Origin of the sequence: Sulfurospirillum tamanense (assembly GCF_016937535.1) — a bacterium.
GTDB classification, from domain to species: domain Bacteria; phylum Campylobacterota; class Campylobacteria; order Campylobacterales; family Campylobacteraceae; genus Sulfurospirillum_B; species Sulfurospirillum_B tamanense.
On record NZ_JAFHKK010000004.1, the window covers coordinates 41,694 to 66,422 of the forward strand.

The 24,729-nt window shown below is 44.8% G+C and carries 24 protein-coding genes; 9 read left to right on the forward strand and 15 right to left on the reverse strand.

What is annotated here, in order from left to right; all coding sequences use genetic code 11:
- Position 1: 1 nt before the first annotated feature.
- Genes JWV37_RS03080 through dsbD form a run of 3 tightly spaced genes read right to left on the reverse strand, consistent with a single transcriptional unit; the run spans position 2 to position 2,801 of the window.
- A complete protein-coding gene (locus JWV37_RS03080) occupies positions 2-772 on the reverse strand; it encodes an inositol monophosphatase family protein (RefSeq protein ID WP_240331989.1) in 771 nt (256 codons plus the stop codon).
- Positions 773-796: 24 nt separating this feature from the next.
- Positions 797-1,084, reverse strand: a complete 288-nt coding sequence (locus tag JWV37_RS03085) for a hypothetical protein (protein ID WP_205458192.1) — start codon at positions 1,082-1,084, stop codon at positions 797-799.
- 13 nt (positions 1,085-1,097) lie between these two features.
- Positions 1,098-2,801, reverse strand: coding sequence for a protein-disulfide reductase DsbD (gene dsbD / locus JWV37_RS03090; RefSeq protein ID WP_205458193.1), 1,704 nt, complete (start codon positions 2,799-2,801; stop codon positions 1,098-1,100).
- Between the two features lie 223 nt (positions 2,802-3,024).
- Here dsbD and JWV37_RS03095 point away from each other — a divergent pair, with 223 nt between their 5' ends.
- Both JWV37_RS03095 and ppk2 read left to right on the forward strand, forming a co-directional pair.
- Positions 3,025-5,868, forward strand: coding sequence for an FAD-binding and (Fe-S)-binding domain-containing protein (locus JWV37_RS03095; protein WP_205458194.1), 2,844 nt, complete (start codon positions 3,025-3,027; stop codon positions 5,866-5,868).
- 115 nt (positions 5,869-5,983) lie between these two features.
- Positions 5,984-6,883 (forward strand): polyphosphate kinase 2, encoded by a 900-nt coding sequence (gene ppk2 / locus JWV37_RS03100; RefSeq protein ID WP_369407644.1) that lies wholly within the window; start codon positions 5,984-5,986, stop codon positions 6,881-6,883.
- Positions 6,884-6,928: 45 nt separating this feature from the next.
- Here ppk2 and JWV37_RS03105 read toward each other — a convergent pair whose 3' ends face one another.
- From JWV37_RS03105 to rpsO, 8 genes are all read right to left on the reverse strand, one after another.
- Complete coding sequence (locus JWV37_RS03105) at positions 6,929-9,490, reverse strand: bifunctional diguanylate cyclase/phosphodiesterase (protein WP_205458195.1); 2,562 nt, start codon at positions 9,488-9,490, stop codon at positions 6,929-6,931.
- Between the two features lie 86 nt (positions 9,491-9,576).
- On the reverse strand, positions 9,577-10,242 hold the full coding sequence (locus tag JWV37_RS03110; RefSeq protein WP_205458196.1) for a nitroreductase family protein: 666 nt from the start codon (positions 10,240-10,242) through the stop codon (positions 9,577-9,579).
- A 136-nt stretch (positions 10,243-10,378) separates the two neighbouring features.
- Entirely contained in the window at positions 10,379-12,262 is a 1,884-nt protein-coding gene (gene dnaK / locus JWV37_RS03115; RefSeq protein ID WP_205458197.1) for a molecular chaperone DnaK, read from the reverse strand.
- Positions 12,263-12,463: 201 nt separating this feature from the next.
- Positions 12,464-13,018 (reverse strand): nucleotide exchange factor GrpE, encoded by a 555-nt coding sequence (gene grpE, locus JWV37_RS03120; RefSeq protein WP_205458198.1) that lies wholly within the window; start codon positions 13,016-13,018, stop codon positions 12,464-12,466.
- Positions 13,015-13,812, reverse strand: coding sequence for an HrcA family transcriptional regulator (locus tag JWV37_RS03125; protein WP_205458199.1), 798 nt, complete (start codon positions 13,810-13,812; stop codon positions 13,015-13,017). Before JWV37_RS03125 ends, grpE begins: the two co-directional genes overlap by 4 nt.
- Positions 13,813-14,014: 202 nt before the next feature.
- The gene (locus JWV37_RS12790; protein WP_275898336.1) at positions 14,015-14,146 is read right to left on the reverse strand and encodes a hypothetical protein; all 132 of its coding nucleotides are present in this window, start codon (positions 14,144-14,146) and stop codon (positions 14,015-14,017) included.
- Positions 14,143-14,391 (reverse strand): helix-turn-helix domain-containing protein, encoded by a 249-nt coding sequence (locus tag JWV37_RS03130; RefSeq protein ID WP_205458200.1) that lies wholly within the window; start codon positions 14,389-14,391, stop codon positions 14,143-14,145. Before JWV37_RS03130 ends, JWV37_RS12790 begins: the two co-directional genes overlap by 4 nt.
- A 232-nt stretch (positions 14,392-14,623) precedes the next feature.
- Positions 14,624-14,896 (reverse strand): 30S ribosomal protein S15, encoded by a 273-nt coding sequence (gene rpsO / locus JWV37_RS03135; RefSeq protein ID WP_205458201.1) that lies wholly within the window; start codon positions 14,894-14,896, stop codon positions 14,624-14,626.
- A 182-nt stretch (positions 14,897-15,078) separates the two neighbouring features.
- Between rpsO and JWV37_RS03140 the strand changes: the two genes are divergently transcribed.
- From JWV37_RS03140 to JWV37_RS03160, 5 genes are read left to right on the forward strand one after another with little or no spacing between them, the layout of a single operon-like run.
- The gene (locus JWV37_RS03140) at positions 15,079-15,483 is read left to right on the forward strand and encodes an RrF2 family transcriptional regulator (RefSeq protein ID WP_205458202.1); all 405 of its coding nucleotides are present in this window, start codon (positions 15,079-15,081) and stop codon (positions 15,481-15,483) included.
- Positions 15,484-15,492: 9 nt separating this feature from the next.
- Positions 15,493-17,676: a flagellar biosynthesis protein FlhA gene (gene flhA / locus JWV37_RS03145; RefSeq protein WP_205458203.1), complete on the forward strand. Its 2,184-nt coding sequence runs from the start codon at positions 15,493-15,495 to the stop codon at positions 17,674-17,676.
- Positions 17,677-17,702: 26 nt separating this feature from the next.
- Positions 17,703-18,740 carry a DHH family phosphoesterase gene (locus JWV37_RS03150; protein ID WP_205458204.1) on the forward strand — a complete coding sequence of 346 codons (1,038 nt, stop codon included), beginning with the start codon at positions 17,703-17,705 and terminating at the stop codon, positions 18,738-18,740.
- Position 18,741: 1 nt separating this feature from the next.
- Positions 18,742-19,002, forward strand: coding sequence for a hypothetical protein (locus tag JWV37_RS03155; RefSeq protein ID WP_205458205.1), 261 nt, complete (start codon positions 18,742-18,744; stop codon positions 19,000-19,002).
- Positions 19,003-19,031: 29 nt separating this feature from the next.
- On the forward strand, positions 19,032-19,187 hold the full coding sequence (locus JWV37_RS03160; protein ID WP_205458207.1) for a hypothetical protein: 156 nt from the start codon (positions 19,032-19,034) through the stop codon (positions 19,185-19,187).
- Here JWV37_RS03160 and cmoA read toward each other — a convergent pair.
- On the reverse strand, positions 19,184-19,894 hold the full coding sequence (gene cmoA / locus JWV37_RS03165) for a carboxy-S-adenosyl-L-methionine synthase CmoA (RefSeq protein WP_205458209.1): 711 nt from the start codon (positions 19,892-19,894) through the stop codon (positions 19,184-19,186). The genes JWV37_RS03160 and cmoA overlap by 4 nt on opposite strands.
- A 108-nt stretch (positions 19,895-20,002) precedes the next feature.
- Here cmoA and JWV37_RS03170 point away from each other — a divergent pair, with 108 nt between their 5' ends.
- Positions 20,003-20,797 (forward strand): GGDEF domain-containing protein, encoded by a 795-nt coding sequence (locus JWV37_RS03170; RefSeq protein WP_205458210.1) that lies wholly within the window; start codon positions 20,003-20,005, stop codon positions 20,795-20,797.
- Here the strand turns inward: JWV37_RS03170 and JWV37_RS03175 are convergent.
- From JWV37_RS03175 to JWV37_RS03185, 3 genes are read right to left on the reverse strand one after another with little or no spacing between them, the layout of a single operon-like run.
- The gene (locus JWV37_RS03175) at positions 20,776-21,924 is read right to left on the reverse strand and encodes a sensor histidine kinase (RefSeq protein ID WP_205458211.1); all 1,149 of its coding nucleotides are present in this window, start codon (positions 21,922-21,924) and stop codon (positions 20,776-20,778) included. The two genes, JWV37_RS03170 and JWV37_RS03175, sit on opposite strands and share 22 nt — an antisense overlap.
- Positions 21,908-22,573, reverse strand: a complete 666-nt coding sequence (locus JWV37_RS03180; protein WP_205458212.1) for a response regulator transcription factor — start codon at positions 22,571-22,573, stop codon at positions 21,908-21,910. Before JWV37_RS03180 ends, JWV37_RS03175 begins: the two co-directional genes overlap by 17 nt.
- Positions 22,570-23,424: a cache domain-containing protein gene (locus JWV37_RS03185; RefSeq protein WP_205458213.1), complete on the reverse strand. Its 855-nt coding sequence runs from the start codon at positions 23,422-23,424 to the stop codon at positions 22,570-22,572. Before JWV37_RS03185 ends, JWV37_RS03180 begins: the two co-directional genes overlap by 4 nt.
- Before the next feature lie 175 nt (positions 23,425-23,599).
- On the opposite strand from JWV37_RS03185, the gene JWV37_RS03190 reads away from it, so the two are divergent.
- On the forward strand, positions 23,600-24,724 hold the full coding sequence (locus JWV37_RS03190; RefSeq protein WP_205458214.1) for a c-type cytochrome: 1,125 nt from the start codon (positions 23,600-23,602) through the stop codon (positions 24,722-24,724).
- Positions 24,725-24,729: the final 5 nt, after the last annotated feature.

Here is a 24,729-nt window from a genome sequence, read left to right on the forward strand (position 1 = left end):
ACTACTCGTAAAACCCAATCTCATTAACCAAAGCCTCATGGATAGCGCCGTTGCTTGCAATGATCGTGCGGTCGTTCATGTCATACGCGCCCCCTTCATGGGTAGTGACTTTGCCGCCTGCTTCTTCCACCATCACAATCCCCGCTGCCACGTCCCATGGCTTGAGATTGATCTCATAAAACCCATCAAAGGTTCCTTTAGCAACCAAGCACAAGTCCAAACTCGCCGCCCCATAACGGCGCAAATCCCGCACCAAAGGCAAGAGGTTGGTCATGGAGTTGAGCACAAAACCAAGGTCCATAGGGGAGCTATTTTTGGTATAGGGAAATCCTGTGGCAAGAAGGGCTTCTTGAAGGGTAGTGCTTTGGCTTACATGTAAGCGGGTTCCGTTGCAAAACGCGCCACTTCCTTTTTGCGCCAAGTACATTTCATCCAAAATAGGATTATACACGCCCCCTTCTACGGCTTTGCCATCCCTCCACACGCCCACAGAAATGCCCACATGAGGCAAGCGATGCACGAAGTTTGTGGTACCGTCAATGGGATCAACAAAGATGCCACTTTTAGGGAAGGTATTTCCCTTGTAGCTCTCTTCGCCAAAAATCTCATCATTTGGGTACGCCCCTTTGAGTTTGGGCATCAGAAACTTTTCGATGAGTACATCGTACTCCGTAACCAAATCTGCTTTGTCTTTATACTGGGTTTTAAACGCCCCGTAAAAACCCTCTTTGAGCAGTTCGCCCGCCTCTTTTAAAATGGGTTCAAGTTGCATTATTATCCTTACATGTAAACAATTTTACGCTTCTTCAAAGGTGTTGGTTTGCTTATTGAAACGGTAACTTTCCATAGGGTTTTCCCCAATCTGGCACACGAGATTACAAAAAGTCGCAGGGGAAAGCGCCAACGCTTTGCCAATTACTTCAAAAATATACGCGCGGGTGTGCATCACGGGCGTGGAGCTCACGCCCGTAAACACAAAGCCTTCTTCCTCAGGGATTCTCTCAAACCCCTCTTTTTCCAAATGCGCCACAAACGCGCTTTCATCTTTTAAATGTTCCACATCTATCGCTACAAGTACGTCCATCGCACCATTCTCCTCATTGTAATGTTTTTAAATGTTCCAAAAACGCTTCTGGCGTTTTAAATCCGACAATCTGAGCATGTGGCAACTCTACGCCATCACGGTAAAAAATAAGCCCCGGAGGTCCAAAAAGACCAAATTTAGCCAACAATGCCTTGTCTTGCGCTGTGTTTTTAGTCACATCAACCTTTAAAAGTGTCATACTTTTAAAGGCTTCTTGCACCCTAGCATCTGCAAAGGTAATGCTCTCTAGCTCCTTGCAACTCACGCACCAATCTGCGTAAAAATCAACCATCACTACTCCGCTTGTCTGCTCTATGCGTCTTTGTAAACTCCCAATACTGTCCACTGGCTCAAAAGCACGCAAACCAACGGTGCTTCCGCTTCCAAAAAATGGAGCCAAAGGATTTAAAGGGTCGTTGGCCTTAGCCAAGCTCCCCACAAACAGGGTAGCCCCGTAAAGCAAAAATACGGTAGCAGAAGTTCTAACAACTGTATTGACCCATGGTTTCTCGCTTTCAACACTCCAAAGGTGCGCCGCTAGCCCCAGACAAAGCACTGACCAAAGCAACAGCTCCACCCAAGAAGGAAGCACGCGCCCTAGCATCCAGATGGCAACGCCAAGCATCATAACGCCAAACACCGCTTTGGTAGCATTCATCCACTTACCCGGCTTTGGTAACAAACGTCCTGCAGAAGCGCCGATGAGCAAAAGTGGCACACCCATGCCAAGACTCATAACAAAGAGCGCCACCCCACCCAAGAGCGCATCGCCCGTTTGGCTAATATACAACAGCGCTCCCGCCAAAGGCGCCGCAACGCAAGGCCCCACGATAAGTGCAGACAAAAATCCCATAAGCGCTACACTACCGACCCCTTGGCCTTCAACACTGCGCGAGGTTTTACTCAAAGCGCCCTGAATACTCTTGGGAAGCTGCAATTCATAAAATCCGAACATAGAAAAAGCCAAGGCCACAAACACCCCGCTAAAAAGCCAAATGACCCACGGGGCCTGCAAGGCACTTTGAAGGTTTGCCCCAAAAATACCAGCTAACACCCCCGCTCCTGCGTACGCTACTGACATGGCAAACACATACACAAACGAGAGCCAAAGGCCCCGTTTTGCCCCTAAAGATGCGCCCCCTTGGGAGACGATAATGGAAGAGAGAATAGGAATCATCGGAAACACACACGGGGTCAAAGAGAGCAACAGACCAAACCCAAAAAAGCTTACAATGGCCCACAGTGCCCCGCCTGAAGCCAAACGCTGGGCGATAGTTCCATGTTCTGAAAGTCCCGTGGAAAGCTTGCCCTTGGCATCCAAGCGAAACTCTTGGCGCATAGGCTGATAACACAGCCCCATCTTAGAACACGCTTGCCATGAGACCGCCAGCTCAAAAGGCACCGTGCCAATTTTTTCGCGAATGAGTGAAAGGGGAATGTTTACATGTAAAGAAGAGCTGTATACTTGATAACCATCGTACTCCACCGCCACAGGAAGGGAAACAAAAGGATTAAGTAAAACAGAAGTGGGTGCGATGATTTCTAGTTTAAATTCTTCCTCGTAAAGATAAATGTCTTCCCCGAGGACAATGCGCACCTCAAGGGCCTCATCTTGGGGTGTAAGGGTAAGATTAAAGGCTTCTTCGGGTGTCAACACGCGCGCAAATGCCAAAGAGACCATCAACAACACCCCAAACACTGTTCTCAAACCACCCATAACCGTCCTTTGTTTTAATGGCGACATTGTACACAAGCAACGTAAATCAACACTAAACTTCAAGAATTTAACGGCACCTTTGGCGTGTTTAGGGAAAACATGTATCGCAAAAACAAGAAATGCAACTTAGTTGCAAGCTTGTCATACTATTGTTATACAAATTAACTAAAATATCTATGTAAGTATTTTTTAAAAAATCAAAACTCTCCAAAAAGGATGCTTCATGTTAACAGGTTCTTATCTTGAATTTCACAAGGAAGTGCAAAAGTTTATTCCCAAAGAGAGAATATTCACAGACCCCTTTTACACCTATGCCTACGGCACAGATGCCTCACTTTATCGACTAATACCAAAAATTGTTGTCCAAGCTACAAAGTCCGAAGAAGTTGCTAAGATTATGAAAGCATGCTCAATGTTTTCCTTACCTTATGTCTTTAGAGCGGCAGGAACAAGTCTTTGCGGCCAGTGTATTACTGACTCTGTGCTGATTACCACCTCGCGGGACTGGAACAAAATGAGTACCAACGACGATGGCTCACTCATCACCATGGAGCCTGCTGTTATCGCTACAAAAGCTAATGCTTTTTTAGCGCCATTTGGAAGAATCATTGGTCCAGATGCGGCAAGTATTAACTCTGCCATGATTGGTGGCACTGTAGCCAACAATGCCAGCGGGATGAGTTGCGGTACGCTTGAAAACTCTTACACCACCTTGCAATACATGAAAATTATCTTTGAAGACGGCACAGAACTTGACACGGGCTCTCCTGAGAGCATTGAGTCGTTTAAGAAAAGTCACAAAGGGATGATTGAAAAAATAAGTGCCTTGGCCAAAAAAGTGAACGACAACAAAGCCTTGCGCGAAAAGATTATTAGAAAATTTAAAATCAAAAATACCTGTGGTTACGGACTAAACTCTTTGGTTGACTTTGATGACCCCATTGAAATCATTCAACACTTGCTGGTTGGTAGCGAGGGAACACTGGGTTTTATTAAAGAAGTTACCTTTAGAACCATCGTTGACAAAAAGCACAAAGCAAGCGCACTGATGATTTTTAAAAGTATGAAAGACGCTCTAGATGCTGTTGGCCTCATGCGCACACGCTGCAACTCGCGTACCAAAGAGTGTGATTCAGAGTTAGATGAAGCGGAACTAATGGACCGCGAAGCATTACGTTGCGTTGAAGACAATGAGGGCATGCCCGCATTTTTGAAAACCCTCAGCGAGGGCGCAACAGCACTTCTTGTCCAAATCAAAGAAAAAGATGAAGAAACCCTAGATAAAAATATTGAAATCGTCATGGAGGCAATTAAAGGCATTGAACCGGAGTTGCCTATCCAGTTCACAAAAGACCCCGCAGAATACGGTAAATTCTGGCACATTAGAAAAGGTATTTTTACCACAGTAGGCTCAAACAGGCCCAAAGGAACAGCGTGTATCATTGAAGATGTTGCTTACCCTATGCACACTCTCACAGATGGCATCTTGGAGTTGCAAGAAATCCTCAAAAATAATGGCTACATGAATGCGGTTATTTATGGTCACGTTCTTGATGGAAACGTGCACTTTATCCTTACGCCAGACATGAGTGATCCTGCAGAAGTCGAGCGATTTGGAAATATGCTACAAGATGTGGCTGATTCTGTTGCTACAAAATTTCACGGAAGCCTCAAAGCGGAGCACGGCACAGGACGCAACATGGCTCCATTTGTAGAGCTTGAGTGGGGAACAGATGCGTATGAGGTTATGAAAGAGATAAAAGACATTTTTGATCCAAAAGGCATCATTAATCCCGATGTCATCATCAACAAAGACCCCAAAGGGCACCTTAAAAACTTTAAAGCATTACCCATTACCAATGACCTTATTGACAAGTGTATTGAGTGCGGTTTTTGTGAACCATTCTGCCCTTCCAACACCTTGACGACTACACCAAGACAGAGAATTACGACCACTCGCTACGCACAAACCTTAAAAAATAGAAATGACATGGAAGGCTACGAGGCGTTCAAAAAATTGATGATATACCCCAATGTTGAAACTTGCGCAACATGCTCATTATGCTCCCTAGCTTGTCCTGTCGGTATAGATACAGGTGCCTTGATAAAACAAAGGAGAACAGAACTGCTTACCCCTGCATACAGAAGAAATGCAACCTTTATCGCTAACAACTATGCAGGCGTATTGGGTGGGGGCCGTGCCGTTCTTAGCGTTGTTAAAGTGGCCACAGATATCATTCCTCACAGTCTTGTCAACGCAATGAGTGCAGGTGTCTCAAAGCTAAGTGGTGGAAAGCTTCCGCGTTGGTCAGCAAGCCTTCCTGGCGGACATGCTTTCAAAGATACACGTAAACAGTTTGGACGAGAAGACAAAGTCGTTTATTTCTCTTCATGTCTCAATCGAACCATGGGAAATCCAAAGCCATCTAAGGGAGAAAAAGAGGTGGATGAAATAATCATCGGACTTTTAGAAAAAGCAGGGTATGAGGTCATCATCCCTCAAAACCTCAAGCCTCTTTGTTGTGGTATGGCATTTTCAAGTAAAGGCTACGTTGAACAAGGGTTGCAAAAATCTAGAGAACTTGAAGCAGAGCTCAACAAAGCAAGCGAAAATGGCAAATACCCTATCGTGTGCGACATGAGCTCGTGCACCAAAACAACACGTACGTACTTTGAAACTGGGCTAACAATGTATGACCCTGTTGAATTTATTCATGACTTTTTACTTGAAAAACTTCCCATCAAGCAAATTGACGAACCCATTCTTGTTCATGCTATTTGTAGCACGCGAAAAGCAGGCCTCTTTAGCAAACTAGAAAACATTGCCAAAATATGCAGCTCCAAAGTCACCATCCCTGAAGATGTAGGATGTTGCGGTTGGGCGGGAGACAGAGGATGGAACTATCCAGAGCTCAACAAAGCAGCACTCCGCCACCTTAAGCCTTATATTCCAGCAGGAACAAAGCTTGCCTTTTCTACTGGAAAACCTTGCGAAATAGGTCTTACTGAAGCCAGTGAACTTCCCTACCGAAACCTCTTCTACCTAGTAGACCGCTGCGTAGGCTAAACGCTTCATACCGCTCGCCTTTCTTTGGGCGAGTGGTGTACTAATTTCCACCGTAGAGACAAACAAACATCAAAATTGGTTATTTTTAAGGAAAATTCATCCCTTAAAAGGTATGATGAGTCAAATTCCTCACAAAGGGCTTGCCATGGGAAAAAAAGAGAAAAAAGAGGCATCAAAGGACAATGACCAATCCTGCGTTACTGAAAAACTCGACAGAAGAGAAGGCAGTGGTGATGAAAAATACGGCAAAGAGCTGCGCATGCTTCAAGTGGAACTTTTAAAGTTCCAATACCACGTCAAAGCAGCCGGCCTAAAAGTGCTCATGATTTTTGAAGGGCGCGACGCAGCAGGAAAAGGCGGCACTATCAAACGCGTCACCGAACATCTTAATCCAAGGGGGGCTCGGATTGTAGCGCTTGAAAAGCCCTCAGACGTAGAGCGGACCCAATGGTATTTTCAGCGCTACGTAGAACACTTGCCAAGCGCAGGCGAAATTGTACTTTTTGACCGCAGTTGGTATAACCGTGCCATGGTGGAACCTGTGATGGGATTTTGCACCGAGCGAGAACACCATGCTTTTTTGAAAGATGCACCCACATTTGAGGGCATGCTAGCAAGTTCTGGGATTCAAATTTTTAAATTTTACTTTTCGGTAAGCAAAGACGAGCAAGCCAAACGCTTTAAAGCCCGCGAAACAGATCCACTCAAACAATACAAGTTTTCTGAAGTAGACAAATACTCTCAGATAAAATGGGATGAATATTCTTTGTCCAAATACATGATGCTAAACTACACCCACACTGAAGTCGCCCCGTGGACTGTTGTTAAAAGCAACGACAAGAAAAAAGCGCGCATCAATCTTATGAAATACATCCTCACCCATGTGGATTACCCAAACAAAATCGATGCTCAAAAGCTTTTACCCGACAATGAAATCATTGTCTATGGGCGCGACGAGGCTATTTCTATGGAAAAAAACTTTAAGTTTAAACCAAATGATGAGTCTGTTGAATAACTTCTTTTTTTACACAATATGCCGTGAACTCAAAAGGCTTCACGGCTACTGATTGCCAAGCACCAATGAATTAAAACGGGGCAATGGAACGGGCTTTGAAAAATAAAACCCCTGAAAACAACAGCATCCTAAATACTGAAGCATCTCCAACTCCTCTTTTGATTCCACACCCTCGGCAACTGTTTGCAAGTTTAAAATTTTAGCTGTTTGCAAAATAACTTTTACCAACGCCAAGCGATCTTCGTGCTCCAGCATATGGGTTATGAAAGAGCGGTCAATCTTGATGGTGTCGATGGGCAGCTTATTGAGGTAACTCAAAGACGAATACCCTGTTCCAAAATCATCAATGGCAATATGCACACCCAAGGCTTTTAGCTGATGTAAAGCTTGGATGTTTTGCTCATTTTCTGCTGAAAAACTCTCTGTAATTTCAAATTCCACCAAATGCGGAGAAACACCAAAACGCCGAAGCGACGCTCCAACTGCATCAATAAAATGTGGATTTTCGATTTGTTTGACCGATAGATTAATAGCGACCGTAAGATTCCAACCACGTTTTTGCCATCGCAACAGCTGGCTTAAGGCATTCTCTAAAACCCACTCACCAAGAGGGTAAATAAGCCAAGACCCTTCCGCTACCCCAATAAACGCATCAGGTGAAAGCACCCCTCGTGTTGGATGGTTCCACCGCAACAGGGCTTCTGCACCAACGATAAGACCATTATCTGTTTTGATTTTAGGCTGATAATAAAGCTCAAATTCGCCCGCTTTAATCCCTTTTGAAATCTCTTGTTCTAGTTGTAGCAAACCGTGCAAACTTGCTTCCATCTTGGCATTAAAGCACTGAAAATTATTGCGTCCTTTGCTCTTGGCTTCGTACATAGCAATGTCAGCATTTTTATAAAGGGTGTCGCTATCGGTGCCATCTTCTGGATAAAAAGCAATTCCTAAGCTGCACCCGACTCTAATGGTTTGCTTCTTTACATGTAAAGGTTTATTGACCACGCGAATCATACGGTTAATCATTTCATGTACGATTTCATCCTTGGGAATATTGGTTAAAATAAATACAAATTCATCACCCCCAATACGTGCAAGCGTATCTGTTTCTCGAATGACCTTACTAAGACGCTTGGAAACTTGAACTAGCACTTCGTCTCCTATATCATGACCCAAGGTGTCATTAATGCGCTTAAAGTGGTCCAAATCCATAAACACGATTGCAATTTTATCTTGTGCACGTTTTGCATTGCCAATCGCCAATTCCAGACGATCGTAAAACAAAAGGCGATTAGGAAGTCCTGTGAGATAGTCATGACTGGCACTATAATAGGCTTCTTGCTGTTGCCTCTTGAGTTTACCAATAAGCCTATTGGCACCATCTGCAAGGAGTTGAAACTCACTAAAACTTAAAGCATTTTCAGGAATTTCCACTTGTTCGTTGGCTGCATTTTTAAAAGTATTGAAAAAAAGCTGAATGTTGGTTTTGGTGCGCCTAGCCAAATATGCCACAAAAAGCAAAAGAACAATAACAGCAAGAATAAAAATTGCAATAATCATCATAATGCGTTCAGTAATTTGATTCTCTAGTAAGGTGCGTTGTTTTGCAATAATCGCATCGATATAATCCAAATTCACTTCTGCTCCGATAAACATATCGCGATGGGGGATTTTAGCCACAAAGGAAACTTTTGAAAACAGTTTTCCATTTTCATCTTCCCACGCATAAGTAGCAAAACCTCCTGCCTCATTTTCTTGAGCAATGCGGCTGTTTTCTTGGACTACTTTAATGCCGTTTGCATCGGCCATATCCCAGACGTTTGGCCTTGGATTAAACACCTTTCCATTGGAAATAATCAAGTCTCCCTCAAACGAATTGATGAAAAAATGCCCCTCTTCTCTTCCGCCAAAACGGCGGCTAGAGAGGTGCTCAAAAAGGTTTTTATCAATTTTTTTGGAAAATTCATCCAAATAGATACTGGCGGTAAAATACCAATTTTTTACATCAAACCGCTTAATAAACGTAATTTTTTGACGCACTTCTTCCCCGTCTTTCCAAAACGTCGAAAGATACCCTCCATCGCTTATAGCAATCATACCAAGCTCTTCATTCACAACGCGCGTTTGTTGATGATCGCGCAAATCACGCAAATCATTTCCTTCATAATGTAAGTCTTTTGGGTGAAAAATTCCCACCCCTTCAGTAGAAGTAATGGCAAACTCAACAAAGGAGTGGGTATTGTAGGCACGAACAATTTGAAGTAAAAAAGCATCAACATAGCCTGCCCGAAGGGTTTCGCGGTCAAGGGAAAAATAGGCGGACTCAATCATGGAATGAAGTTGCAAGCTTTCGCGCAAAAGCTCCTCTTTGGCAAAGCGGATAATGCGAGAATGCTCCACACGAACATAATCCAATGCCCGATAAACCTCCTCTTGAAGCAAAGCCTTTTGCTCATTCAAGAGGGTCGTTTTCAGATTAGCGCTCTCTTTTTTAAACGTTTCATTCAGGCCATAAACAACCAATACACCACTACCCACAGCCAACACCACAAAAAGTGTTAAAATCTGAAGGCTTAAAAGGCGAATAAGACTCACAGGCTGTTTCATACCCACTCCTAAAAGCACTATAGTACCACAGCTGCTTTTAAATTGCTTTTTTCATAAGGTGGATTTATGCTCGGTTGGAAAATACGTTACATGTAAACAGTTGTAAAAGCACTCCAAGGCTCTCTTTGAGTCTCAAGAGAGTTAATGGGTGCACGTGTATCTGGATAACCAATTGCCATCCCGCACAGTAAAATTTTTTCGCTTTCCACACCCAGCTCTTTTCGCACAATGTCTGGATATTCTGCCAAAGAGCCCATGGAACAAGACCCTAGCCCCTCTTCCACGCACAAGAGCATGACAGATTGCAAAAACATCCCATAATCGAGCCAAGAACCCCCCTTGAGGATTTTATCCATGAAAAAATACAACACCACAGGCGCCCCAAAAGCTTCAAAGTTTGCACGCCACTGTTTGATACGTGCTGCCTTATCTTCTCTTTTGATGCCCAAAATATCATACATTTGCGCCCCAATTGTAATACGACGGCCCTTATAAGGCTCAGCCCACTCTTTGGGATAATAAAGGTAATCAGGGCTTGGCTGCACACCTGCATCAAAGGCACCAAGCAGTGCTTGGTCTAGCTTTTTTTTTGCCTCTCCTGCAACCACACACACGCTCCAAGGCTGCATGTTGGTACTAGAAGGGGTCTGTTTTGCATGCTCTAAAATACGCCCAACAAGCTCCAAAGGAACCTCTTTATCTAAAAATGCTCGAATAGATTTACGTTTCTTGATTGCTTCGTGGACGTGCATAAATACTCCTTTGAATTAGTTTGCAGGCTATTTTGATATTTGGAAGCATAGCATGTTTGTAAAATTTGAACAAAACAGGAGTAGGTTAAAGGAAGGCTTACATGTAAGGGATTTCCTTACATGTAAGCGTGGAGCATTACTCGACTTCGGCGTCGATGACGTCGTCGTCTTTTTTCTTGGCTTCTTTCTTGGAAGCTTCAGCGTTAGGGTTTTGGTCTTTTTTATACATCGCTTCGGCAAGCTTGTGGCTGGCTTCTGTGAGTGTTTTAACCTTCGCGTCGATCTCTTCTTTGGTCGCGTTTTCGTTTTTAAGCGTTTCTTTAAGGGCATCAAGCGCACCTTGGATGGCTGCTTTATCCTCGGCACTGATGGCTTCGCCAATCTCACCTAAGGATTTTTCCGTTTGGTGTGCTAGCGCGTCAGCTTGGTTGCGTGTCTCAACCGCTTCTTTGCGTTTTTTGTCTTCCTCTTTGTGCATTTCTGCGTCTTTGACCATTTTTTCAATTTCCGCTTCATCAAGCCCTGAGCTACCCGTGATCTTAATCTCCTGCGCTTTGCCGGTAGCTTTGTCGCTGGCCGATACAGTCAAGATACCGTTAGCGTCAATGTCAAAAACCACTTCGATTTGTGGCACACCACGTGGTGCTGGCGGGATGCCCTCTAGGTTAAACTGTCCCAAAGACTTGTTGTCTTTGGCAAACTCACGCTCCCCTTGAAGCACGTGGATGGTCACCGCAGGCTGGTTATCTTCAGCAGTAGAGAACGTTTGGGTCTTTTTCACAGGGATGGTCGTGCCTTTTTCGATAACACGGGTCAACACGCCACCCAAGGTCTCGATGCCAAGGCTCAGAGGCGTAACGTCCAAAAGCAACACGTCTTTCACGTCGCCTTTAATAACCGCACCTTGAATCCCCGCACCAATGGCGACTACTTCATCAGGGTTCACAGACTTGTTAAGGTCTTTGCTAAAAGCCGCTTTTACGCGCTCTTGCACCAAAGGCACGCGGGTAGAACCACCCACCATAACAATCTCTTGAATCTCATTTTTAGTCAAATCGGCATCTTTGACAACCGCGTTGATTTTGTCGATAGTCTCTTGCACTAAATCTTCAATCATCCCTTCAAACTTGGAGCGGGTAAGTTTCTTGACCAAGTGTTTTGGGCCGCTTGCATCCGCGGTGATAAACGGTAGGTTAATCTCCGTTTCGCTCGCACTTGAAAGTTCTTTTTTCGCGTTTTCTGCCGCTTCTTTGAGGCGTTGGAGTGCCATCACGTCGTTTTTAAGGTCGATGCCATTGGCTTCTTTAAACTCTTTGATAAGCCAGTCGATGAGGCGGTTGTCAAAATCGTCCCCACCCAAAAATGCGTTACCGCCAGTAGCTAAAACTTCGACCACGTTATCGCCAGTTTCTAGCACGGTCACGTCAAAAGTCCCGCCGCCCAAGTCGTAGACAACGATTTTTTCGGCTTCTTTTTTGTCAAGTCCGTAAGAAAGTGCCGCCGCTGTTGGCTCATTGATGATACGAAGCACATTAAGTCCCGCGATGGTTCCTGCTTCTTTGGTCGCTTTACGTTGCGCATCGTTGAAGTACGCAGGCACGGTGATAACCGCGTCGGTGACGCTCTCGCCCAAAAACGCTTCCGCGTCTTCTTTGAGTTTCATGAGTACTTTTGCGCTGATTTCTTGGGGCGTATACACTTTGCCCGCAATCTCAATAGCGCAGGCGCCATTGCGGTCAACCACGTGGTAAGGCAAGCGTTTCTTCGCTTCCACTGCCGCATCTTCGTTACTCATCAACCCCATAATGCGCTTGATAGAGTAGATAGTTTTCTCAGGGTTTGTGACTGCTTGACGCTTGGCGGTGTCGCCTACGAGTACCTCACCTTTGTCGGTAAATGCTACCACTGAGGGTGTTGTGTTTTTGCCTTCTTTGTTGCTAATAACCTTGCTCTCGCCACGCTCATAGACTGCAACACATGAGTTAGTGGTTCCAAGGTCGATTCCGATTACTTTTCCCATTGTTTTTTCCTTTTAGTTAATTTTTTAATACGCTTTTGAAGCAAAGCTCCAAAAACTACGCTAACGCTGAGTTCTGCTCGGCGCAGAGCCCGCGCACCCTTGCTTTTACTTTTAATACGCTTTTGAAGCAAAGCTCCAAAAACTACGCTAACGCTGAGTTCTGCTCGGCGCAGAGCCCGCGCACCCTTGGTGCTTTGATTTTTACTTTGAAATACTCACCATCGCAGGCCGTAAAACGCGGTCTTTAATGGTATATCCTTTTTGAAACATTTGAACAATCTGACCGCTCTCGTGTTCTTCACTTTCTACTTGCATGACCGCTTCGTGGACATTGGGGTCAAATTCCCCTTCGCCATTCACTGCACTCACGCCGTGTTTTTCAAAACATTTTTTAAACTGTTCAATCGTTAGCGCAATGCCCTCTTGAATCTTGCCAGCCGCTTCGTCGCCTTGACTGCCCGTATTTGCCGCGATCTCTAGGGCGTCGATAACAGGCAAAAGGTCTCGCGCAAACTGCTCGTGTGCATAAGCGATGGCCTGATACTTCTCTTTTTCAAGGCGCTTGCGCAAGTTTTCAAACTCGGCATTCGCGCGAAGGTAGCGGTCTTCAAGAACGCTCACTTGCTCTTTTAGTGCCACCACTTCTTCCTCACAAGAGGGCGTTTCTAACACCTCTTGGACATTTTCTTCTTCTAGTGGTTGCTCACACACAGGCGTCTCTTCCTGTGGCGTATCGGTTGCATTTTTTTTACTCACGCATCCTCCTTTGTCATTATAAAAAACCGTTCATAGTCGGCATACAAGCCGCCCAAACAAAACACATGCGCATCTTCACCTTGGTAAATCGCTTTGTGTTTCATGGCGACGTACCCCTCTGGCACCAAATCTTCAAAAAAAAGTCCCTCGGTGAGCGCATCTGGAAATCCAGGGTCTAAAAAGAGGCGAAACATGGTCGGGTTTTCCTCAGCTTTTGCCATTTCATACACGCTCATTTCTCCTCGTTTAAACAGCACTTTTGCCTCTTTGACACGCGCTGCTTTGTCGCGTAGTTCATGCAAGCCAACCTGAGTGCCAATGCTCTCAAGGTCTTTTGGCGTTGCGCCTATGAGGCTCGTCAAAAAACGCTCCAGGGGACTTGAATACCCCAACACTATCTCTTCGCCGCCTAAAACTAACAATAAATAGCGGTTTTCAATATTCACAATCTCTTGGAGTGCTAAAGGCACCGCTGAGAGCACAAGGCAGTATAAGCCAAAGGCATCCACTGCAGGGGCAAGCTTGTCGCCAAGTTTGAGTGGTCGGTCAAAACGCAAGCGTTCTTCCCAATACTGCCTCATCGCAACATCCGTAGGCACGCGTCCCCCACTTACATGTAACTGGGTGAGTACGCCTTCTTGGGAGAGTTTTTTAAAATAGACACGAATGGTTGAGGCGGGAATGTCTCCTGGCATACGCAAGCCAAGTTCAGAAGAACCAATCGGAAGATTCTCTTCCAAATAGGCTTTGATAATGGAGTCAAGGATTAAATCGCGCTTACTTACTCGTGGCATATTAGCACTCTTCCTTTCTGATTGCTAGGTGTATTATACAGCATTGAGTGAATAGATGTCAAGAGTTTATATGCAATGCTTTAAATAAAGATTCTTTAGTCTAATAGACTCAATCTTTGGAAGGAGTGTTGCGCGGGAAGGAATTTTCAACGAAAGTTAGAAAAAAGGACTAGAGGAGGCTCTACATGTAAGCAAAAAATCCTTACATGTAAGGAGAGAGAAAAAACGAACGAAGTTTGTAAAACACACGGAGGTAAAAAGGGGTTGGCTTGGAACACAAGCAGGAGAAAAGGTCGTCAAGTCCTTGGCGCTCTTGGTTGGTTAAGCGGGTCATTCCTTTTCCTTTAGTCCTCGACGAATGCGTCGAATTAAATGCAAGGCATCTTCATCTTCTAGCTCGCACAGCAATTCAAACACAGCCTTAGCGGCTTGCGGGTCCGAGTTGCCAAGTCTCCAGTCTTGATAGGTGCGCATGGAAACCCCAAGTCGCTCGGCCATCTTTTTCTGAGAAATCTTTTTGCCAAAATGTTTCGACTCCACCGCATTGTGAAGCAAATTGAAAATGTCGCTCGTTTTCATGGTGGAGATTATAGCCTAGATTGAATTAAATACCACAAATCTTTCACTCTAAAAGTAAAATACTACCAGAATAAAGCAATAATTACAACAAAAAAAGTAAAAAAACATATCTTTCATGCAGAAAAACGTATAAAATTTTTATATTAGGCTTATATGGATAGGGAAAAAATATGAAAGAAGAAGGTAAGGGAAGGTAAAAAAAGAAGAAGGGGCGGCAAAAGGCCGCCTGAAATTATTTGTCTCGAAGTCCCAACTCAGCAATCACTGTCGTAAAAGTTGCATAATCTTTACGTTTAAGGTATTTCATGAGGCGCTTGCGCTGACCAACAAGTTTCAAAAGTCCTAAGCGTGAAGAGTGATCTTTTTTGCTTACTTTTAAGTGTTCTGTCAAATACTTGATGCGCTCAGTAATGAGTGCAATTTGAACCGCTGGAGAACCGGTATCTCCCTCTTTTTTGGCAAACTTAGCAACAATTTCTTGTTTTTTCGCCGAATCCAAAGCCATAATGACCTCCTGATTGGTAATATTTGGAGCGGTATTCTATCCAAATAAACCAAAAAACTGCTGAAGTATTTCTTAGCCTCTCTTTTCTCTCAAAACCTTACATTAGGTCGCTTCTTTAAACGAAAGTGCAGTGTAGATTTAGTACTATTATACTCTTATTTGCAGATCCACTAGGAGTCCTGATGCTATTAACCAAAGCGAGTGAATACGCCCTGCTCTCCTTGATTGCTATCTCCCAAAAAGAGACGCCACAAGATGTAGACACCCTCTCGACCCAACTGGGCATTTCTAAAAGTTTTTTGGCAAAAATCCTCCAAAGCCTTGCCAAAGAAGGCGTGCTTCGCTCCTTCAAAGGGGCGCACGGCGGGTTCTTACTTACCCCAGAAGCCAGAAAAATGACCATCAAACACATCATTGAATGTGCCGAAAAGCGCGCTATGAATGTCTTTGAATGCTCTCCCTCTCCAGGTCACTGTCCCAACAACCGTGCTGAATTTTGTAAGATTTGGCCCTTTCTTAATAAGCTCCAAACAAAAATTGATGACTTTTTAGATACCATGACGCTCAACGATATCATCAAAGATTAAAGGCAGTGTTTGGCACGTTCTAAGCGAAGTATCCTCGCTCTTATAGCTCCCTTTTTAGAACCTCTTCTTCGGGCTAAAGACCTTACTATTGTTGCTTTGATTATGGCGATTCTTGCCATCATCATTGTCCCACTCCCTAGCGGTGTGCTCGATTTCTTTTTGACCATTTCTCTTTCCCTCTCGGTGCTCATTATTCTCATTTCGCTGTACATTCCCAAGCCCACCGATCTTACAACGTTTCCAACCCTCATCCTCATCATCACCCTCTTTCGCCTCTCGCTCAACATTGCCACTACGCGGATGATTTTAAGCAAAGGTCACGAAGGTCCTGATTCGGTCAGTGATATCATCTCAAGCTTTGGAGAATTTGTCGTAGGTGGCAACTATGTCATTGGGGTGATTGTCTTTACCATTCTTGTGCTCATTAATTTCATGGTCGTTACCAAAGGCTCCACGCGCGTTGCCGAAGTGGCTGCGCGTTTTACACTAGACGCGATGCCTGGAAAGCAAATGGCCATCGATGCTGACCTAAACGCAGGGTTGATTGATGAAAAAACCGCCAGAGAACGGCGCGAATCCATCATTCAAGATGCCAACTTTTACGGCGCCATGGACGGTTCGAGTAAATTCGTCAAAGGTGACGCGGTCGCGGGTATCATCATCACTATCATTAACATCATTGGCGGGTTTTTAATCGGTGTTTTTCAAAACGACCTCGACATGGCAACCAGCGCGCAAACCTACACCATTTTAACTATCGGGGATGGCCTTGTTTCACAACTTCCCGCCCTCATCTCTGCTACCGCTACTGGCATCATCATCACACGGGCAAGCAAAGAAGAGACCAACTTTGCAGAGGGTGCCATTAACCAACTTTTTGATGAGTACAAAACCTTGCTTATTGTGGGTTTTATTTTGCTCATCTTCGCCCTTGTGCCTGGACTTCCTACCTTTTCACTGGGCTTTGTTGGGATGATTTTTCTAGGAATTGGCTACCTAATGAAGCAAACCAAAGAGGGTAATATTTCTTTTGATCTCACCAAACCTCTCCCCAAGGCCGAAGCAAAAAAAGCAGCTGAGGCGGCTAAAGAATCTGAAAAAAAAGCAACGCGGAAAAGCCCAGAAGAGATCAAAAAAGAAGAAGAAAGCGCACTACAAGATATCTTGAAACTAGAAATTCTAGAATTGGATTTAGGCTACCAGCTCATTAAGCTTGCTGACCCCAACCAGGGGGGAGATTTACTGGAACGTATCCGCAGTATGCGCCGTAAAATCGCGCAAGATTTTGGCTTTTTAATGCCACAAGTGCGCATCCGAGATAATTTACACCTTAGCCCTAATCACTACCAAATCCAACTCAAAGGTATTGACATAGGATCAGGAGAGATTTACCCTGATAAATTCCTTGCCATGGACAGTGGCCTTGTAACAGATACCGTTCAAGGGATACCTACCAAAGAGCCAGCATTTGGTCTTGATGCATTATGGATTGATCCTGAGAAGAAAGAAGATGCCATCATTAAAGGGTACACCGCTGTAGACCCCGCCACAGTCATCTCGACGCACATGAGCGAACTGGTAAAAAAACATGCCGAAGAACTGCTCACGCGCCAAGAAGTACAACATTTGGTGGACAAACTCAAACACGATTATCCTGTAGTTGTAGAAGATTGTTTGCGGGTGGCAAGTATTGGGCTTATCCAAAAAGTACTCAAAGCCTTATTGCATGAAAACATCCCCATCAAAGACTTGCTTACCATTCTTGAAGCCATCAGTGATGTGGCGGAGATTACTAAGAATGTAGATATTCTTGTTGAACAAGTGCGTGCTAAGCTTTCACGCGTTATCACCAAGCTTTACAAGGATGAAGAGGGGCGGCTAAAACTCCTCACCTTTAACGCTCCCACTGAACAACGTCTTCTTGATATGCTCAAGCAGCGCGATGGCATGCGTGATTTGATGCTTAATATCGGACAAATCAACACTCTTGTGCAAACCACCACCCAAGAGGCCCAACGCCTTTTACAGCGAGGTATTGCACCGGTTGTTATCATTGTTGATCCGCTTTTGCGCAAATCCCTTTCGGATATTTACGAGAAGTTTGGCTTGGACGTTGTGGTATTGAGCCATGCCGAAATCGACCCAAGCACCCCTTTTGAAGTCATGGGCTCCATTGAAATCGAAGGCCTATAAATGCATACATTACGAAGGAAAACCCCATGAATACTTACCATCTTTATCACCTTTCTCATACTGACCTTGATGGGTATGGGTGCCAACTTGTCACTCAGCACTATTTTGAAAATATTAGTTTTTACAACTCAAATTATGGCAAAGAAATCGAAGAACGCTTTTTGGAAATTCTTGAGGAGATGGAGAAACGCAAAGCGGCTAAAAACCTTGTTTTAATCACAGATTTAAATCTCACGGTTGAGCAATGTGAAATCCTTGAAAAAGAGCTGCAAAATGCTTCAGTAGAAGCGCGTTTACTCTTGCTTGACCACCATAAAAGCGGGCAAGATTCCTACGAAAATCACCCTTGGTATTTGCTTGATGACACGCGCTGTGCCACTAAAATCACTTATGATTTTTTTTCCGCACTTTATACACCAGATACAGCTTTGTCGCGCTTTGTGGATGTGGTAAATGCAGTGGATATTTGGCTTGACCAAGATTCCCATTTTGAACTGGGCAAAGTCGGCCTTGGACTTGTGGCAAACGCCAGAGAAATTAACCGCATTATGTTTGCCAAGCCCAATAGTCACTATCTACTCACTTTGCTTCAAAGTACCCAAGCGTATTTTGATCAACCCAGTCCCCACATCGCGTTAGATGAAGCTATTCATGGGCTCAAAAAACGCTATTTTAGAGCCGATAAGCCCGATGACACCCTTAGCAATCTTGTCTCTAGCCACATGGTAAGCTTACTGACACGCTACAAAGAACGTATGAGCATCTCCTATAAAGGCCACAAAGGAATTTTGACCTACAACATCGGCAACGTCTCTGTCGTGGGCAACGATTTTTTAGCAGCAAATCCCGATTTTGATTTTTTCATGGACGTTACTTCCCGCAAAACTGTCAGCTTTCGCTCTAGCGGCAAGATTGATGTGAGCAAAATGGCCAAGGCCCTTGCCAATGGTGGCGGTCACCCTAATGCGAGTGGAGGAATGTTAACAACTTTCAAAGATAGCTTTGTGTATGATAGGGTTCTTTCACAAGTCAAAGAAATCATCTCCAAAAACGAGGAAAAATAACATGAATGTTAAAAAAACCAACGAAGAATTAGTGCGCGCAGAATTTGAAATCGAAGAGTTGGCCATGCAACTTGCCGACATGCTGGGCGTCGCGCTCCATTTTGCGGGCGTTAAAAAAGACGACATCCCAAAAGCCGTAGATGCGTACCTTGATGGTATTGATGAATGCTTCGGGGAGGACGAGGATGGCGAGATGGGCTTTGAGGAAGTGGTGAAAGTTATCACTCATCTCCAAAACACCAAGCCCGAGCTCTTTAAATAGACCAAAGCCACCTCGCGTGGCTTTTTCTCATGAAATCTACACTAACTTCTTCTTTTTTAAAAGCCTTGTTTGCTATCATTGCGGGGCTCATTCTAGGCCTCTCGGGCGGAAAAATTCTCAGTGGCGAAGGAGCACGCACCCTTAACCAAGAAATTGAGGCTATAAAATCCTTTTTTTGGCGCTAAGCTTTCTTGGCAAGGTATGTTGCGAAATTACCCCACTTAAAGAGTGTTTCCACCTGAGCAAACCCTGCTTTTAATGCCATCTCTTTGTTTTCTTGTTCAGTGTAAGGCACAAGTACATTTTCCAGCGCTTCACGCTTTTGGGAAATTTCAAAATCACTGTAGCCTTGCTCGCGCTTAAAGTCCAAATACACTTCAATCATTGCCTTACTCAACACGGGGTCCTCGTGCACAATTTTTTCACTAAAGATAAAAACACCTCCTGCTGTAAGTGCGTCACAAACAGAAGCCACCAACAAAGCACGTTTGGGAGGGCGAATAAACTGCAAAGTGTAGTTTGCTACAATAGCCTCAGCTGAAGGAATGCAAAGTGTGGTAATATCTGCTTTTTCTAAAGTTATTTTTGCACCAAAAGCATGGGTTTTTTGTGCAGCAATTTCAAGCATTGCTTCGGCATTATCAAAGCCGTAAAGTTGCAGAGGCACTTTGGCGTATTTGTGTACCATTAAAAGAGTGTTGGCCGTGGAGCACCCCAAATCAACTACGGTGTCATTTTCTTTTAGTATGGCGCACAAAAGCCTCGCAATGAGTGCAAGATTTTCTTTGTAAAAAGGAATAGAACGCGCAGCCATGTCATCAAAAACGCTCGCTACAGATGCATCAAACTCAAACTGCTTTTCGATAGGACGTGTAAAAACAGTATCCATCATTAACCTTTATAGTGTTCTTAGTGCGCATTATACAAAAGCTTGTCTGGAATGCGCTATAATACTTCAAAGTTGGCACACTTATTACAATTTTTACGATCAGGAAACGTCATGAATAAAGACTTACAAGAACTCACCGATGACACCATCCGAGAAATCCGAAAATTAGAAATTGTTTTGCCAGAAATTTACCGCGATATTTTTTATGCCATGGCAAAAAAACGTGGCATCACCATCAATGAGGACGACAAAGAAGAAGCACTCACTTACGCTCTTGTAAAAATCCAAAAACTCTCCCAAGAAACCCAGAAATCCGCTCATGAGCTCCAAGAGCATGTCGCACAAGCCCAAGAGGCTGTTGAAAATAGAGACGACGAAGCTCTGCATACCATCCAAGATGACTTAATGGCGCTGGAGAAAAAGATTAAACGTTTGCAACATGAAATTTATCTCGATAGCCTCACGGGAATGTTTAACCGCCGTTGGCTTTTTGAAAAATTTCTAGACGACAACACCTTTACATGTAAAGGCTCTTTTGCTTTTTTAGATATTAACGATTTTAAATCCGTCAACGACTCTTACGGACACGAAACAGGAGATAAGGTGCTCCAAGTTCTCGCAAGAGTGTTGCAAAAAATGGAAAATGTAAGCGTCGTGCGTTTTGCGGGTGATGAATTTGTTATTGTAAGCATTGTGCATTCCAGCGAAAAACTCCACCAAATGCTTTCAACTGTTTACAAAAACCTCAAAAGCACACCACTTAAAACAGGGGAGCAAAAGTTTTTTGTCTCCTTTTCCTATGGAGTCAGTGATTTTGATACGGGAGACACCTTTAGCGATGTTTATATCCGCGTTGACGCCCTAATATACCAAGACAAAGCAAATCATAAAGCAGAAAAAGTGTAACAAAAACAGCTTCCTTTATCTGGGGTTGAGCGCACTTGAATCTCAATCCCATTTTTCACGCAAATCTCCTTAACGATGCTTAGCCCAATCCCAAAACCCCCGCGAATCTCATCTCCGCGAAAGTAACGCTGAAAAATAGCTTCCGTGTCCGCAATCCCCACGCCAGAATCACTGATGCACAACACGACTTTTTCCCCTTGACACAAAAGCTCAAGGTGGATACTCCCTTGGGCGGGCGTGTATTTGATGGCGTTAGAGAGGGTGTTATCTACAATCCGCTGCCACTCTTGGCGGTTAAGCAAAAGCATCACATCTGGCGTGATTGCATGGGTTACATGTAAATGTTTCATAGCAACCATGTCGGCAAAAAAATCAAGGCGCGCTAAAAGTGCTTCTGAGGCACAAAAGGATTCAAGGCGGTACTCTACCCGACGGTGCTTGATGAGGTATTCGATGTCCTCGTAGATTGTCGAAAGGGCAATCAACGCCGAATTCGCCCGCGAAATCGCTCGGTGCGGGCCGATGTGTTCGCCAAGCATTTCAAGGTTGAGGCGAATCACCCCTAGTGGCGTTTTCAGTTCATGCATGGCATCTTTGAAAAAACGGTCCATTTGGCGCGCTGCTTCTTCAAAAGGCTGAATACTCCGAGATAAAATCAACAAAGAAAAAGCAAACACAAACACCCCCACTACGCCCACAAGCATGAGGGCGTCTAGCAACACCGCTGTGTACGAAAGGGGGCGTGAAACCACTAACGAATGGGCCCCAAGGCGATTAGGAGCAAGCAACACGCGGTGGCTTAACCGGCCTTTTAGTTTTGCCGTCCCCTCCCCTAGCACCACTTCATTCTCCTTTAGTAGCGAAAATAAAGGTTTCCCGTTTTTGTCAAAAATAGCAGATTCAAACAACAAAGAGCGCGGGTACACAAAGGTTGTAGTCTCTGGCCCGATTCCATAAATCGCCCGTTGCACCTCCAGGGCGTACGCTTTAAGTTCTTGTTCTTGTTGAAGTTGCGCGTGAGAAAGCGCCAAAGAGACATACGAATACAACGGAATAGCTGTCACAAACACCATCACAAAAGTGTAAAGCAGGGCGTACCCAAGGGCGCTTTTAGTGCTTTTTTTCAATCACATACCCCTGCCCACGCACGTTCTTAATGAGCTCTTTGTGGGTCTTGTCGCGCAATTTTTTAATCGCCATGCGGATGTCGCTGTCGTTGACCTCTTGTCCATTCCACACGTATTCACGCAAAGCCTCAGGGCTTAAAATCTGGCCTAGGTTCTGGGCTAAAACACAGATGAGCTTTTGCTCGGTTTTTGTTAGCGCCACCTCCACTCCTTCGCGCTCTAGGACAAAACGCTCACAATGAAACCGCGTCGCCTCGCCTAGGGCAACCCACGCTCCCTTGGAGCTTTCAAAGCGACTCTTAAGCACCTGATTGACGCGGTATTTTAACTCTTTCATGGCAAAAGGTTTGCGCAAATAATCATTGCACCCAAGTTCGTACCCAAGGCTGAGGTTGTGGATGTCTGTCAAAGAGGTCACAAAAATCACAGGGGTTTCCATCTGGTATTCGCGAAGAACTTTGACAATCTCATACCCATCCATCCCCGGCACACGAATATCCAAAAGAAGCAGGTCGTACCGTTGGGAAAAAGCCGCATCAAGAGCCTCTTGGCCGTTGTCAAAATCATCCACCAAATACCCAAGCGACTCCAAATACTCCCGCATGGTTTCCTTGTAAGCAAAATCATCTTCTAAAAGTAAAATTTTCATTGAATCTTCACCTCAGGCAAGGACTGTTCAAGCAAAGGCGCCACAGGCAACACACCTGCTCCACTAGAGCGCACGAGAGCAAAGTTGCCTTTATTAAGTTCGTATTTATTGAGTGCGACCCCAAAAAAACCCAAAGGGGTAGCGTCCACGTTAAATAAAGGCAAAAACCCATACACCCGTTGCTTGTCCTCTAAAAACCCTTGCGAAAAAGCACGCGCGTGGGCGAATTCTTCAAGAGTCACTTCGCACGGACAGGTATCGCTAATGAGGACAAAATCCCCGATTCGGTGTTTTGAACTCTCCCATTCTGCAATCTCCAAATACGCCTTATCGAGCAACACCATCAACTCGATTCCCTTTTCCATTAACTGTTCTGAGAGGGTATCAAACCCCACAATCACTTCCACAGACCCTGCAAATTTCCCCTCAAGAAGAATAGGGGCAATGGCTTTGATATTCAAGCGTTTCCCAAGTTCAATAGAAACATGGGGCTTTAGGCTCTCTTTCACATGCACCAAACCCTTTCGAAACTCCGACAAAGGCATCCCATAAGAGTCTTTGTCCCAACTTCGCACCCATGCGTGAAGGGTTTGCGTGTGAAACTGCACTTCCATGGCGTGATAATTACCCGCCATTGCCGCCTCATCAAAATAGGCTTCCAGTGCCCTTTGCACCGCTTCGCGATCATGACGCGCGTACGCTTCTTTGATCGAAGGGCTTCGGGAGAGAAAAAGGGAGAAAGCCAAAGCTTCCCGCTTTTGAGAGTCGATGGCTTCTTGGGCATGCCACAGGGCAGATTCCACTTGTTTTTCCAAAGACTCTTGCTGGATGCTCTGGTTGATGGTATGCACCCCATACACACTAATAGCAATAGTTACTCCAAAAAGGAGGATAAGAAAGACAAGAGGGCGTAAGGTGAAAATAGCAAATCCTTAATTATTTCTTAAAACAATAAGTCAAATCTTGACACAAAGTTGACATAAATCATTTAGAATTATCGCACATCAATACTAAAAAGGAGAAAAAATGCGTCGTTTGACTCTAGGCCTCGTGCTATTTGGCCTTACATGTACACACGCTTTGGCGTTTGAGCCGTGGACACTGGCAGAACGCGGAAACCGAGGGTATAAGCAACCTTCCATTCAATGGATAGAGGGCGCTACCATCAACGAGGTGGAAAATGGCACCCTTAACTATGCCTTGCCTGCTTTTGAAGGCGACCCACTGTGGGACCCTCTCAATGCCAAGCCTATCACGCCAGACACCAAATACGGCGAAGCGGTGCAGTACGGGTACCAACTCATTGTGGCCACGTGGCGCCACATTGGCCCTGAAGTGGAAGATGTAAACATGCGTTACGCGGGTAACAACAATGCATGTAGTAGTTGCCACTTGGGTGCTGGCACCATGCAGTACTCCGCACCTTTCGTGGGCACCTACGGCAATTTTCCCCAATACCGAAACCGTGAAGATGTCTTAGGTACACTTACTTCACGCATCAATGGCTGTATGGAACGTAGCATGAATGGCTACAAGCTTCCCCCTGAGAGCAATGAAATGAAAGCCATGCAAGCGTACATGCACTGGCTAAGCCAAGGAATCCCTGTGGGTGCTAGTAAAATCAAAGGGCGCGGACTCAAGTTGGTCAACCGCCCCATGATTCGCAACAACACTGCAGATGTAGAAAATGGAGCGAAAGTCTACGAAGCCCAATGCGCAGTATGTCACGGAGAAAATGGCCAAGGGGAAAAACGGCTAGATGCTAATGGAAAGTTTGATGGTTACACCAACCCAGCACTTTGGGGAACGGACGATACTTACAACACAGGGGCTGGGATGTACCGCACTCTTAAAGCTGCGGATTTTATCTATAGTACGATGCCAAAAGGCGCAACGGGTGACGCACCCATTCTAACTGATAAAGAAGCATACGACGTAGCAGCTTTCATCAACCAAGATGCCCACTATCGTCCTGTCAAAATTAACCGTAATGTTGATTTTGGTGACCCAAAAGTGCGTGTTCCTGACCAAGATGTCATGGGATATTATGGCAAAAATGGTGAATTGATGTTTCCTGATGAGGGAATGGAGCGCATGCGCTACAAAGTTGGGCCTTACAAAGGCATCATCAAACAAAAACCAGCAAACTAAGGAGT